At 56.9% G+C, this 13,535-nt stretch carries 13 protein-coding genes and 1 pseudogene; 5 read left to right on the plus strand and 9 right to left on the minus strand.

Annotated elements, in window-relative coordinates:
* Window position 1 precedes the first annotated feature (1 nt).
* The 3 genes from KW841_RS24905 to KW841_RS24915 form a co-directional block, all read right to left on the minus strand.
* The gene (locus tag KW841_RS24905) at window positions 2-1,234 is read right to left on the minus strand and encodes a restriction endonuclease subunit S (RefSeq protein WP_218480156.1); all 1,233 of its coding nucleotides are present in this window, start codon (window positions 1,232-1,234) and stop codon (window positions 2-4) included.
* Window positions 1,231-2,790 (minus strand): type I restriction-modification system subunit M, encoded by a 1,560-nt coding sequence (locus KW841_RS24910; RefSeq protein WP_218480157.1) that lies wholly within the window; start codon window positions 2,788-2,790, stop codon window positions 1,231-1,233. The genes KW841_RS24905 and KW841_RS24910 overlap by 4 nt, the downstream gene beginning before the upstream one ends.
* A gap of 916 nt (window positions 2,791-3,706) precedes the next feature.
* Window positions 3,707-3,970, minus strand: a complete 264-nt coding sequence (locus KW841_RS24915; RefSeq protein WP_218480158.1) for a hypothetical protein — start codon at window positions 3,968-3,970, stop codon at window positions 3,707-3,709.
* A gap of 243 nt (window positions 3,971-4,213) precedes the next feature.
* Here KW841_RS24915 and KW841_RS24920 point away from each other — a divergent pair, with 243 nt between their 5' ends.
* On the plus strand, window positions 4,214-4,675 hold the full coding sequence (locus KW841_RS24920; RefSeq protein ID WP_218480159.1) for an isochorismatase family protein: 462 nt from the start codon (window positions 4,214-4,216) through the stop codon (window positions 4,673-4,675).
* 314 nt (window positions 4,676-4,989) lie between these two features.
* The gene (locus KW841_RS24925; protein WP_218480160.1) at window positions 4,990-5,352 is read left to right on the plus strand and encodes a DUF6124 family protein; all 363 of its coding nucleotides are present in this window, start codon (window positions 4,990-4,992) and stop codon (window positions 5,350-5,352) included.
* A gap of 50 nt (window positions 5,353-5,402) precedes the next feature.
* Here the strand turns inward: KW841_RS24925 and KW841_RS24930 are convergent, their stop codons facing one another.
* Together KW841_RS24930 and KW841_RS24935 are read right to left on the minus strand one after the other, a co-directional pair.
* Window positions 5,403-6,602, minus strand: coding sequence for a type II toxin-antitoxin system HipA family toxin (locus KW841_RS24930; protein ID WP_218480161.1), 1,200 nt, complete (start codon window positions 6,600-6,602; stop codon window positions 5,403-5,405).
* Window positions 6,599-6,850, minus strand: a complete 252-nt coding sequence (locus KW841_RS24935; RefSeq protein ID WP_218480162.1) for a helix-turn-helix domain-containing protein — start codon at window positions 6,848-6,850, stop codon at window positions 6,599-6,601. The genes KW841_RS24930 and KW841_RS24935 overlap by 4 nt, the downstream gene beginning before the upstream one ends.
* Window positions 6,851-7,039: 189 nt before the next feature.
* Here KW841_RS24935 and KW841_RS24940 point away from each other — a divergent pair, with 189 nt between their 5' ends.
* Window positions 7,040-8,446, plus strand: a complete 1,407-nt coding sequence (locus tag KW841_RS24940) for a DUF2252 domain-containing protein (protein ID WP_218480163.1) — start codon at window positions 7,040-7,042, stop codon at window positions 8,444-8,446.
* A 514-nt stretch (window positions 8,447-8,960) separates the two neighbouring features.
* On the opposite strand, the gene KW841_RS24945 is transcribed toward KW841_RS24940, so the two are convergent.
* Both KW841_RS24945 and KW841_RS24950 read right to left on the minus strand, forming a co-directional pair.
* Window positions 8,961-9,794 carry a phosphatase PAP2 family protein gene (locus KW841_RS24945; RefSeq protein ID WP_218480164.1) on the minus strand — a complete coding sequence of 278 codons (834 nt, stop codon included), beginning with the start codon at window positions 9,792-9,794 and terminating at the stop codon, window positions 8,961-8,963.
* 31 nt (window positions 9,795-9,825) lie between these two features.
* Window positions 9,826-10,497, minus strand: coding sequence for a histidine phosphatase family protein (locus KW841_RS24950; RefSeq protein ID WP_218480165.1), 672 nt, complete (start codon window positions 10,495-10,497; stop codon window positions 9,826-9,828).
* Window positions 10,498-10,892: 395 nt separating this feature from the next.
* On the opposite strand from KW841_RS24950, the pseudogene KW841_RS30175 reads away from it, so the two are divergent.
* Window positions 10,893-11,771, plus strand: a pseudogene (locus tag KW841_RS30175) (methyl-accepting chemotaxis protein); the annotation flags it as partial.
* 201 nt (window positions 11,772-11,972) lie between these two features.
* Entirely contained in the window at window positions 11,973-12,677 is a 705-nt protein-coding gene (locus tag KW841_RS30180) for a methyl-accepting chemotaxis protein (protein ID WP_371319542.1), read from the plus strand.
* A gap of 146 nt (window positions 12,678-12,823) precedes the next feature.
* Here KW841_RS30180 and KW841_RS24960 read toward each other — a convergent pair whose 3' ends face one another.
* Both KW841_RS24960 and KW841_RS24965 read right to left on the minus strand, forming a co-directional pair.
* A complete protein-coding gene (locus KW841_RS24960) occupies window positions 12,824-13,243 on the minus strand; it encodes a type II toxin-antitoxin system VapC family toxin (protein ID WP_218480167.1) in 420 nt (139 codons plus the stop codon).
* Complete coding sequence (locus KW841_RS24965; protein WP_007973186.1) at window positions 13,240-13,485, minus strand: plasmid stabilization protein; 246 nt, start codon at window positions 13,483-13,485, stop codon at window positions 13,240-13,242. The genes KW841_RS24960 and KW841_RS24965 overlap by 4 nt, the downstream gene beginning before the upstream one ends.
* Window positions 13,486-13,535 lie beyond the last annotated feature (50 nt).

Below are 13,535 nucleotides of genomic sequence, written 5' to 3' on the forward strand. Positions count from 1 at the left end.
TTCAGGCCACCGCCTCTTCCGGCTTGGGGAAGCTCAGCAGCAGATCGCGGTAATACTCGTATTGCTTCTGGCGCAGGTCGCTCTCGCGAGACAAGCCTTCGCTAATGGAGTTGGTGAGGGCGTCGAATTTATCGAGAATAGAGACAATGCGGGCCTGTTCTGCCAGCGACCTTTCAGGATCGCCAGGGTAGGGCAGAGGGAGTTTGAAACTCTTGATGATGGTTGAATTTAGGTCGCCTCTAGCGCCTTGGCCTAGCGCCTTAATATTTTCATATTTAAAACTCACCCAGTGAAAAACGTAACGGTACGAGGCCTTAGTTTCATCTATCTCCAAACAACCGCAGTGCTGATTGGTTGTTAACGGTATCTTGTTAATCGCTGACCTACCTGCAGTTGCCCCCGATATTGCAATAATTACGCAATTAGCAGGAATCCACTTCGCCGCCGAGTTATTAACAGCAGCCTGAGTGATTTTTACTTCTGTGGCCTCAATATCGGAAAACTTTACCTCTTGGGTTCTGAGCCAAGGGATATCACCGCCCTTGTAATACTCTTGGTTGCCGGCTGTTGGCGTGCCGCCCGAATACCATTTTTTTGTGACGTCCCCCAACGTCTTCCACGCCACTTCTCTGCCTTCAAAACCCAACAACTGGTCGCGATAATAGTTGTATTGTTTTTTACGGGTGCTGAGCTCGGCGATAAGCTCGGCGATAAGCTCGGCGGTAAGCGCAGTGGAAGCGTCCAATATGCGAACTATTTCGGCCTGTATTTCCAGCGATTTTTTGGGATTGCCAGGGCAAGGAATGGGAAGAGGGATCTTGACCATCTCCCCTTTTGTCAATTTCGACCTATCTTTGTTTGGCAAGTAGGGAATGAAATCTACAACACGCAGATAGTGGTAGAGAAACTTATTGTTCAGCCCTTGCTTGCCACACACAACATGCACGTGATTATTTGCCCAGAACTTCCCATTCGCATATTGCACAGAGTAATTTTCGAGGCTTGCTGAGCCGTCCTCTGCAATCAGTACGTACTCGCCGTCATGGGTATATCCATCCACATAGTCTTGGATATTATTCGCGCCGTAGTATGGAACTTCCCCAGATACCCGTAGCGAAGCCTTTACTGGCCTCCTTGCAGCGTTCGCTACTTCTAAAAAGCGCTCATCACCCAATACCGTCCACTCTACAGCAACGCCATCCAGCAGCTTGCTCACGAAGTTCGAACCGCTCATGCCTCCAGCTCCTCGCCCTCAATCTCCGCGACGATGGCATCAATGTCTTTGCGCATCTGGTCGATGCGGGCGACGGTGGTTTTCAGATCGACATTGAGCAGGGCAATATCCACCACTTCGCGGTTGTCTTTCGCTTTCACATAGCTACTGACCGAGAGGTTGTAGTCGTTGGCCGCTATCCTTTCTAAGGGTACCGACTTGGCAAAATGCTCGACATTCGCCTTGCTGTCGAACACTTGCATGATCTGCTCGATATGCGCGTCCTCCAGCAGATTATTGTTGGTACCTTTCTTGAACAGCGCGCTAGCGTCGATAAACTGGGTGGTGGTGTCCAGCTTGTGCTTGGAAAGCACCAGAATATTCACGGCAATGGTGGTACCGAAGAACAGGTTGGGCGCTAGCGAGATCACCGTCTCAACATAATTGTTGTCCACCAAGTATTGGCGGATTTTCTGTTCGGCGCCACTGCGGTAAAAGATACCGGGGAAGCAGACGATAGCCGCGCGGCCCTTGCCTGAAAGGTAGCTCAGCGCATGCAGCACGAAGGCGAAGTCCGCCTTGGACTTGGGCGCCAGCACGCCGGCCGGGGCAAAGCGGTCGTCGTTGATCAGCGTGGGGTCGTCGCTGCCGATCCACTTCACCGAATACGGCGGATTGGAGACGATGGCATCGAAGGGTTTGTCGTCCCCGAAGTGCGGGGCGCGCAGCGTGTCGCCGAGCTGGATGTTGAACTTGTCATAGTTGATGTTGTGCAAAAACATGTTCATCCGCGCCAGGTTGTAGGTGGTATGGTTCACCTCTTGGCCGAAGAACCCATCCTCGATGACATGGGCGTCGAAATGCTTTTTCGCCTGCAGCAGCAGCGAGCCGGAGCCACACGCTGGGTCGTAGATTTTGTTGACGCTGGTCTGCTTGTGCATCGCCAACTGGGCGATCAGCTTGGACACATGCTGCGGGGTAAAGAATTCGCCGCCGGATTTGCCGGCATTGGCCGCATAGTTGGAGATGAGGAACTCATAGGCGTCGCCGAACAGGTCGATGTGACTGGCATCGAAGCTGCCGAACTCCAGCTTGCTCACTCCCTTAAGCACGTCCGCCAAGCGCTTATTCTTGTCGGCGACGGTATTGCCCAGCCGGTTGCTGGTGGTATCGAAATCGGCGAACAGGCCCTTGATGTCCTGCTCGGAGGCGTAGCCATTGGCCGAGCTCTCAATGGCGGCAAAGATGCGCGCCAGATCGGTATTCAGGCTGTCGTTGCTGCTGGCCTTGGCGGCTACGTTGCTGAACAGTTGGCTGGGAGCAATGAAATAGCCCTTGGTCCTGATGGCGTCATCTTTGGCGGCGGCGATCAGCGGGTCATCATCCTCCATCGCCGCGTAATCAACCGCGCTGTCGCCGCCGGTGATGTAGTCGACGAAGTTCTCGCTGATGAAGCGGTAGAACAGGGTACCAAGCACATACTGCTTGAAGTCCCAGCCATCGACGGCGCCACGCACGTCATTGGCGATGGCCCAGATCTGACGTTGCAGGGCGGAACGTTGTTGGGCACTGGTCATACTGCTTATCCTGTTTCAATGCGGTTTACACGGCCATTCCATAGCATTCGGACCTGACCTGAATCGTGTTATGTGCGTGTCGAGTCGACGTTGGCACAAGGATGCTCATTCTATGTGCTCCCTTCAATTAGATATACTGCCGTGGGCTTTCTTTGCACCCTACAATCAATAACATACTCACAAAAACACGTTGACTTTTGCGGCTTGATGACAAAGAGAAACCGCCTGCCGTGTGGAAGAATGCCGATACCGCTTCTCTTGCTCTTTCCCCTGCCAGCGTAAGGATCTGCCCTCTGAGGGTGAGCGGAGGGTAGCTGGAGATTTCGTACGCAGCCTCACGTTTGTGCACGTCGCAAACCTGGGCGAGTTTATCCAGATGAGACGGTCTCAACAGATCATTTTCGGTGCCGATCTTCGTTTTGACGATCTCTCCTGAGACGTCACCGACACCACACAGCTGAAGGCACTTGGGAATAAGTGGCCCTCCGTCTGTATTGCCGCTGACCGAAAGCTGACCCGATAAAGGTGCCTGCTGGTTGAGCGTGGGGGCTGATCGCAGAGGTGGACGTACATATCGCAACAGTTAATGTGCCTGCGAGTGGGGACATCGTGAGAGCAGGGGCAACAATCAACAGCGTGACCATTTGCTTGATAGATTCGATCCCAATTCCTTTTTGGCGGCGGAGCTCAAAAAGCACCGTCCATCGGAATCCAGACCAAGCAGCGTTCCAACTGGTATTCCAAGCAAGTTGACCAATAAACTATTAACCAGAAAAAACAGATAGATACCGACTTGTTTCAACTTCCCCCGGCTCCACCAATTGAGACACCAACAAAGCCCACCCTGTGTGGGCTTTGTTGTTTCTGGCTGTATCGCAGGTCCTACAACAGTCTGAAACAGGACCCACGCCAACGATCAGTACTTGATGTCCCGGGCTGTGCGACGGGTATCCTGCTTGGTGCTGCGCTTGTCCTGACGACATTCCACGTTACTCTTGTCACTGCCCTTTCTGCAGGCTTCCTTGGTTTGCCGAGCAGTGGAGCGCCCTTCCTGCCTGGTATCGCGAGCTTCACGCCGTTGTTCACCCTGCTCGGTCGCGTAGACAGGTAGCATCACCCACTGCACGCCAGCGGCGATGAGTAGCGTCGCCAGGGCTTTCAAATAGTGCTTGGGAATCATGATGTTTCTCCAACTCCATTCCGCTCAGTCGCTTCGTTCACTCAAGCGGGAATTCAGCGAGAACCTGTATTGCATCGTACGCTCCCAACTCACAAAAGCACTTTGTGGCAGGTGAAATCTGACGAGAGGGTTACAAAGACGTTCACGCAAGGCCGCTAAGTGCAGGAGGCGGCCAGCGAGACCATCCACAATATTTTGCATCCACTATCCCCCCCTATCACTGCCATTCCCTCGGAGAAACCCATGCGCCAAGCCCTCCTGATCATCGACGTACAACCCGGCTTCGCCCCACCACAGTGGCTGGTCGAAGGTATCCAGGCACTCCTCGGCACCCTGCCCAGTGTCGCCACGGTCGAGCGTCACGACGAGTCCATAACCCCCTTCGAAAAACAGCTTGGCTGGCACCCCGCACCGGACGATGAAAGCCTGATCCCCGCCGACCGCATTTTCATCAAGCACGGCTACGCGCCCACGCCGCAAACCATCGACTACCTGAAAAGCCTGAACGTCGAGCGCGTGCTGGTGTGCGGCCTGCAGACCGAAACCTGCTGCCTGGCGGCGGGGTTTGCGCTGTTTGATGCGGGCTTGCAGCCAACCTTGATTACGGATTTGACGGTGGGGTCGTCGCTGGACCGGACGGGAGGGCTGGGGGTGAGGCTTTGGGAGCATCATTTCAAGCACACGGTGAGATCGAGCGACCTGTGACTTCACCGCGTCCTAGGACATTTCCCGCAAAACGCATCGCCTTTCATGAACTGGCGGGGGCCGCTTCTCGACGATAGCCTTCAGGGGTCGCTGCACATCAGCGATCGGCTTTGACAGGCTGAAGAGCAACCTTCCACTCCTCCTGATAAAACGGCATGCTTCCGCGCGTTCTGTCTTTATGGTGGCTGTGCGTGGGGCATCTTCGGATGCACCGGTTTTGTGCTCTCCGGTCTGTCAACCCGCGTACAGCTGCCACCCACATCTGATTGACAGCAGATGTTGGCAGCTCCTTCAACCAAAGACGGAGCACAATCTTGAAAAAACATAGCCCCAACCCGCCAGACACTTCACCAGACTCAACAACCGAAACACCCGACTTATCCAACCTCTCCAACACCACCGAACCCGCCATCAGCGCCCGCCTGCGCAACCCCAATCATCTCGACCCCGTCAGCCACGTCTTCACGATCCGCCCCGACATCGACACGCCGTCCCTGCTCATCCACGCCAGCGAAACCCTCGCCTCGCTCAACGTCATGAGCACCGACCTTGCCTGCGAGCTTGAGAGCTCGCGTCGCAATATCGCTCTGGCGATCCAGCAACTGGCCGTGCTGGCGCAATTGCTGGTGAACCGGGCACTGGACAACATCGCGCCACTCGACGAAGCAGAGGCTTGAGGGCAAATGGGCGAACTCCCTGAAGTTGCCCATTTTCGTTGCTGTTGAAACTAGCCAAATGTCAGAGTGAAAGGTGCTGCAGCGTGTTGTATTGCCTTCACCACATGAGGCGCCTGCTCCCGAAGCTCAGGGTTGCGTTTGAGCACCAACTCAACCGCCGCAAGAAATCGCTGAATACGCGACTTGGGATGCTCAACCTCACATGTCTGGGCAAACTCCATCAACCCCTGACGGGACGCGAACAAAGACTTGTTACCCACCAGATCCAGCGCCAACACATCCTCAGGGATGTAGGCTGTCGTGTTAACGATGTCGTATGCCGGCGCGAGGCGAGCGTCACGTTGGGTTGGCTCGGAATAGAGCAAGCCGAAATTTTTCAGATGAGCATCGCCGTTCCCGACGATGCAGCTCAGCGCTACACAATCGAAAAGTTGATCAAGCGAAGTTTGTTGATTGATTGCCGGGCAGAACAGCCGAATGGCTTTGACGATGGCTGCATAACTTTTGCTGTATTTCTGATCGGCCGAGAGCCCCATCAATGCTGCCATGTCTTCGAAGCCGATAGGATTAAGCTGATCGTCCCGATCAAAGCGGCGCATGACAAACAGCTTTGCATTGTCAGACAGGTAAAACTCCGGGACCGAAATGCCCGCCTCCCTGGCAATGGACATGCAAAGAAACTCATTGATGGCCAGTCCTGGAAACTCATCCCGGCCACTTTTAATGATCAAATCCGAGGTTTTCGAGGTGGCTCGTCGCATCTCGAAATCCTGTTGCTCCGGCACCAAGACCTTTGGCTGAACACCCGATATACCTGCCCTTAAAATATAGCGATCAAGAAGATCGGCGAAGATATCTTCCGCTCCATCCCATGTAAGAATTTCTTCGAGTTTTTCTCCCGGAAACTGCTGCTCACCCAACAAGGCATCAACGGTTTCGGAATGCACCTGAATCCTGCCAATAGGCGAACTGCTGCCAGAAAGAGCAAGCAACAACATTGGATCGACGTTTACGGTTTTCGCCAGGCGATTACGCAACTGCTCCAACATGTAGCCTTCGGGAAGATTCATCTGAAAGACAGGATGCAGATCCCGTCTACGAAACTCGTCAGCCCGCACTGGCATCGACAGGCTGATGGCCGTATTGGGCAATGCGTCTTCTTGATAGCGGAAAATATAATCATCGCCGCTGGTGAGGATTCGGCCGCTATGGCCCTCAGGAGTAGTGACTTTGAGGGAGGTCATTTTCATTCGAACAACTCCCCTAGCTCTTCGAGGGTCGGCATGGCCGCCGGGATAACGGTGAGCTCGCAGTCCAAAGCGCTCAAGACTCTTGCATAAGCGTTCATGGCAACAGTATCGGCACCCTTCTCGACAGCAATGACTTTCTGCCGCGTCAATCCGGCGAGTTCAGCCAGTCGCGCTTGTGTCAGACCGCGCCTGATACGCGTTTCACGTATTTGGCGACCGAGTCGAGATATCAGCAGGGCGTATTCCATGTTCATTTACCGTGACATTTATATTTAAATGTATCGTATACAGAACATTATTGCGAATTAGCCCGAACCAATGGGACCGCCCGGGAGCGAATACCACCGCTGATCATTGAACATGGTTTCGGATGCCCCCCCAAAGCCCTTCTACACTCAATCGGCAAACGCCCTAAAACACCCGTCGAATAGGCCCCCATGACCACCCTCACCGACCGTTTGAAGCAAGGCAAGGATGCACGCAAGAAGTGCTCGCGCCGTTCGCAAGCAGCCTTGGGCAAGGTCGACCGCGACCCGATACCGCTGATCAAGGCGTCGAGTGAGGGACGCATCAAATCGCTGGTGGAGCTGCGCTACGGGCGCATGCTGGTGTCGCCGTTCACCTTCTATCGCGGCAATGCGCTGCTGCAGGCCCATGACCTGGCGGGCACCTCGAACATGGGGCTGGTTTCGCCGATTTGTGGTGATAGCCACTTGATGAACTTCGGCGGTTTCGCAACGCCTGAACGCAACCTGCTGTTCAGCGTCAACGACTTCGATGAAGCCCATCCCGGGCCGTGGGAGTGGGACTTGAAACGCCTGGTGGCGAGTTTTCTGGTGGCCGCCCGCGACTTGCGTCATGGCGAGTCGGTTGAAGAAAGCATCTGCCATGAGGTGGTGAGTGCCTATCAGAAAACCATGCTCGAATGCGCCGAACAAAGTTCGCTGGAAACCTGGTACGAATCCATCCGCTATGACGACCTGCTGGCGCAGGCCAACAAAAGCACCCTGGAACACGTGGAACGCGCCATCGAAAAAGCCGAGCGTCGCACTCATGCCGAACTGCTGCCAAAAATCAGCGAACGCGACGCCCATGGGCGTCTGATCATTCGCGATGACCTGCCGGAAATTTTCCACCTGCACAAGAACACCACGCTGCTGGACGCCGATGATGACTGGTTGCGCCTCTCGGACTGGCGCCCGCTCTACGACACCTTCATGCGTGACTATCGCGGCACCCTGCAAGCGGACCGCCGTGATCTGCTGTCGCGTTTTCACGTGCAGGACATGGCGTTCAAGGTGGTGGGCGTCGGCAGTGTCGGCACCCGTTGCCTGGTGGCGCTCCTGACCGACGATCAGCAGTTCCCGCTGTTCCTGCAATTCAAGGAAGCGCGACGCTCGGTGCTCGCCGGCTTCGTGAAGGCCAGGTCGCGGGTGCGGCATGAAGGGCAGCGGGTGGTTGAGGGGCAACGCTTGATGCAATCGGCCAGCGACCTGTTCCTCGGCTGGACCACCGGTCCCAGCGAGCGGCATTTCTATGTGCGGCAATTGCGCGATATGAAAATCTCCGCCGAACTCGAGACGTTCGATGGCGATGCCTTCGCGGCCTATGGCCGGCTTTGCGGCCGAGCCCTGGCTCGCGCCCATGCCAAGTCTTCCGGGCAGGCGGCGGTGATCAGCGGCTACATCGGCAAGAGCGAGGCATTGGCCGATGCGCTTTATAAATACGCCCAGGGCTATACCGAGCAGAACGAGCGCGATTTCGAGCGCTTCCAGCAAGCCTGCCGCAAGGGCCGTTTACGTGCCCGGTCGGAAGCCGACTTTGCCGCCGATCATTTGCCGTAGCGGTGTCGCAGGCTCTGGTGCGGGGCTTTGATCGAGATGAATTTTTCTTCACCCCACCCTCTCGCGCCAGCCTGTACATTTCGCTCGCTCATTCAAGAAACTACGGTTTGCCCGCCCTCCCGCGGGCTTTTTTTTGGGCTTTCACTGGTTTTTCGACTCTTGCAGGCGATGGTCGTTAACGATAACGCGTGTGAACCGGATAAACGCGGCGCACTTGAGTCCATCGCCAGCAGGCTGGCTCCTACAGTTTCAGCGTGGGCATGGCCCCTTGTGGGAGCTGGCTTGCCAGCGATGGTCGTTAACGATTACGCGTGTGAGCTGGATGAACACGGCGCTCTTGAGTCCATCGCCAGCAGGCTGGCTCCTACAGTTTTCAGCGTGGGCGCAGTCCCTTGTGGGAGCTGGCCTGCCAGCGATGGGCGTTAACGATAACGCGTGTGAACCGGATAAACGCGACGCACTTGAGTCCATCGCCAGCAGGCTGGCTCCTACAATTCCCCCGGGTTACGCCCACTCAATTCACTGGCTGAGTCTGAGCCACCGGCACCGGTTGTTGCGCTTTGGAGAGCACCGGCTGTTCCAGCCTCGCTCGCCCGTAAAACGCCAGCGCCGTCAGCAAACACGCCAGCCACACGAAGATCCCGGCCCAGAAGGTGTGGGACATGTAGTGCCAACCTTGCAGCACCCGCGTTGTGCCGTAGATGAAACCGAGGGTCAGCGAGCCATACATGATCGCTTTCGAATAGCGCCAGCGATAACGGCGAGCCACGAAGTACAACGCCAGCATGGTGAAACCGCCCGAGGCATGTCCGCCCGGCCAACAGCGCCCCGGACCGGCAACTTTCAGCAGGTCGAAATTCTCGTACCACTCGACGTGCTCCATTTTGCCGCCGTACAGGGTGGTCTCGATCGGGCAATACACGCTGGTGTGGCCCTTGAGGTAGTGAATGACCCCGGTGCTGATGGAGAACGCGAACACGACGTAGAGAAAGTCGCGACGGTGGCGGGTGGCAAAGCGCAGCACCGGTGCGACTTTGATTTTTTCCAGGAAGGCGATGATTTTCGAATGCTTTTCAGCCTTCAGGCGCGGCCAGAGAAACGACAGCAAGGCACCGATAATCGCAATTTCGCCGGTCCAGTTCGGGATGATCCGCGCCCATTTGTGGGTGATTTTCTCGAACAGGTGGACCTGGTCCAACGGGTATGTCTGCGTCACCGGATCAAAAAAGTAATTGTTGAAGGCGATGTCGATGCTGGTCATGTCGAACATCAGGAACACCACGACCGCGCAGGCCAGCGGAATACCAAAGTTCGCCCAATAAAAGCGGTAGCGGGAGGCGGTCTGCATGCTCAATCCTGATTCAAAGGGAGGGTGAAGTTCAACGAGGTGTCACCGTGGGCCAATCCGATGCTTCGATAAAACCAAGCATGCGCGGACTGTTCGGCGTTTCAGCGGAGATAAACAGAGACGCTCCGTAACCCAGGGTCGACGTCGTCAAATCGAGCTCTTTTTCCAGTTGTGCCATGCATTCGCTGTGGGTCACCAGAATCAGGTTACGTCCGGCCACCTTGTGCGCCAACGCGTCGCGCAGCATGGTGCCCTTGCAACTGATCAACCAGTCTTCGCCCGTACCGGCCTTGTTGAACATGAAGCCGGCGGTCTGCGCCGTACGCAGGATCGGGCTGTGGTAGATATCGGCTTTGTCCAGGCCCAGGTTGCGGAAATGCGCCCCGACATTTGTGGCAACACTGCGCGAACGCTCGGTAATGCCATCGTTGCCGATCAGGCAGGCAGCCGAAGAGTGATCGCAGCGTTCGACGTGGCGCACCAGCACGATCACGTCGCCCTTGGCCCATCCCGTCATCAAAGCCTGTGCACCGGCCACATTGCCGTGGGCCAGGTCCTGTGCAGTGGCGGGACGCAGCAAAAAAACGGTCAACGGGATCACCAGCAGCACCGAGGCCAATACCACCGCAGCGTTGCGATAGCGGGCGAAGCGCTTCAGGTCGATCGAGCGTTTTATCCCGAAAAGACTCAGTCTCAATTCCACATCAAGCCGCCTCGCCGGCACGCACCACCTCATTAGATCCCGGGAGGTTAAAGAAGCGTGCGTCGGTGGCAGGTGAAACCCATGTGAAAAAAAGCTTAAAAGCGCTGTAAAAAAATTGTTACAGAATCCATTCGGAAAAATCCTTTCAGCTCCCGCCATTGCTGCCGATACATCCTGCTTACACAGCTTGGCGGCCCCCAAAAAAAACAATCTTCCAGCCAACCGACGAAAAAGTAGCACTACGTTCCTGGAGGAATTTGATGAATAGCTGGTTCGGCAACATCAGCGTGAACCTGAAACTGGGCCTTGGGTTTGGCCTCGTGCTGGCACTGACCTGCGTCCTCGCCCTGACCGGCTGGACCAGCCTGGGCGGGTTGATCGACCGCAGTAACTGGATGAGCGACATCACCCAGCTCAACGCCGGCCTGACCAAGCTGCGTGTGGTCCGCCTGCAATACATGCTGACCAACGGCGACGAAACCGCCGCGCAGGGCGTGCAGACCACCCTCGACGCCTTCTCGGCCCAACAACAGGCCCTGCTGGCGAAGTTCAAGAGCCCGGAAAACCTCAAGCTGCTCCGGGAACAGGGCACCGTGATTGAGGCCTACAGGACATCCCTGGGCAAGATGCGCAACGCTTATCGCGCCGGCAACAGCGCCCGCGACGCCATGAGCGCCAATGCCGAAACCGCCAACGCGCTGATCAATGACATCAACACCCGCGTGCAGCAAATGCCCCTGAGCGACCAGCGTTTCGAACAGTTCCAGGCCATTACAACGGCCAAGGAAGCCTTCCTGCTGGCGCGTTACGAAGTACGTGGTTACACCGCCACCACCAATACCGAAACCGAGCAAAAAGCGGTCAGCCAACTGGACGCCGCCATCGCCAGCCTGAAACCGCTGAACGCGCATTTCGCAGACGCCCAGCAAGACGCCCTGCGTCAGCTGGAAACCGCGCTGGGCAACTACCGCAGTGCCTTGCAGGCCTACAAGGCCGCCAGCAACGACGCGGTGCAGGCGCGCAAGGAAATGACCGACCAGGGCGCCGCCATCGTGTCCCAGAGCGATCAGCTGTATCAGATCCAGCTCGACCGCCGTGACGCCGAAAGCGCCCGGGCGCGCACGCTGCAGCTGATCAGCACGCTGCTGGCATTGTTGGTGGGCATCATTGCCGCCGTAGTCATCACGCGCCAGATCACCCGTCCATTGCGCGAAACCCTGGCGGTGGTCGACCGCATCGCCAGCGGCGATCTGTCCCAGAACGTGCTGGTCACCCGTCGTGACGAACTCGGCGTGTTGCAACAAGGCATCGCACGCATGGGCGTGACCCTGCGCGACTTGATCAGCGGCATCCGCGACGGCGTGACCCAGATCGCCAGCGCCGCCGAGGAACTGTCGGCCGTGACCGAACAGACCAGCGCCGGGGTCAACAGCCAGAAAGTCGAGACCGATCAGGTCGCGACCGCCATGCACGAGATGACCGCCACCGTGCAGGAAGTCGCGCGCAACGCCGAAGAAGCTTCGCAAGCCGCTGCGGCGGCGGACGGCGAAGCCCGTGAAGGCGACAAAGTGGTCAACGAAGCCATCGCCCAGATCGAGCGCCTGGCCAGCGAAGTGGTGCGTTCCACCGAAGCCATGAGCGTGCTGCAACAGGAAAGCGACAAGATCGGCAGCGTCATGGACGTGATCAAGGCCGTGGCCGAACAGACCAACCTGCTGGCGCTCAACGCCGCCATCGAAGCGGCCCGCGCCGGTGAAGCCGGTCGTGGTTTTGCCGTGGTGGCCGACGAGGTCCGCGGCCTGGCCCAGCGCACGCAGAAATCCACCGAGGAAATCGAAGGCCTGGTGGCCGGCCTGCAGAACGGCACGCAACAAGTGTCCGCCGTGATGAACAACAGCCGCGTCCTCACCGACAGCAGCGTGGCCCTCACCCGCAAGGCCGGCGAGTCACTGGAGAGCATCACCCGCACGGTGTCCAACATCCAGTCGATGAACCAGCAGATCGCCGCGGCTGCCGAACAGCAAAGCGCCGTGGCCGAGGAGATCAGCCGCAGCATCATCAACGTGCGCGATGTGTCGGAACAGACGGCTGCGGCGAGCGATGAGACCGCCAAGTCCAGCGTTGAACTGGCACGGTTGGGTGGTCAATTGCAGCAGATGGTGAGCCACTTCCGCGTTTGACCGTATACCTGCGGTGATTGAAAGACCCATTCGCGGGCAAGCCCGCTCCCACAGGTAAGGTGTCGAACACAGAATCTGTGAACGACTCAAAACCCTGTGGGAGCGTGGCTTGCCCGCGATGGCAATCTACCTGTCAGCGAAGATGTTCAGGCCTCCCAAGGATTGATGACTTCAATCCCGGAAAATCCGAAATCTCGAACATTGCGGGTGGCTATTGCCGCCCCATGGCTTCGGCAAATGGCGGCAATTTGCGCATCAGCCATTGAAACCGCACGCCCATTTGCCTCAGCACCTGCCATCAGCGTTGCGTATTCAACCGCGGCATGAGCATCGAACGGCAAAATGCGCCCGGCAAAGTCCTCTTCGAACATTGCCATGGCATGGGCTTCAAGTTTTTGTTTGCGCTTGCCCGAAGGCAGGCGCGCGATGCCGTGGAGTACTTCCGCCACCGTTACCGCACTCACTGCCAGATCCATCGCCGGCTGCGCATCAACCCAGGCAAGCACCCGGGTTTCAGGCTCGACTCGCATAAACTCTGAAAGAACGTTGGTATCGAGCACTATCATTCAGAAAAATCCACCGCCGTTGCTTTCTCTGAACGCTCAGGCAGATCAAGCTCGACTCCGCCCAGAGTGCTGAAACGATTGCGGATCCTGCTTCCAAGTCCACCGGCGCGATCAACCGTCGCCAAGGCCCTGCCCAGAATCAGGCGAGCCTCTTCTTCCATGGAATGTCCGTTATGAGCCGCTGTGATGCGCAGTTGCTCCTTGAGCTTCTCATCAAGGTTTCTAATTGTGATGCTGGCCATGATGCCTCCTGCAATCAATGAAATCATTGATTGCAGGCTAGCACATTCTG

It is taken from the genome of Pseudomonas sp. PDM28, assembly GCF_019219115.1.
In the GTDB taxonomy this organism is placed as follows: Bacteria; Pseudomonadota; Gammaproteobacteria; order Pseudomonadales; family Pseudomonadaceae; genus Aquipseudomonas; species Aquipseudomonas laurylsulfatiphila.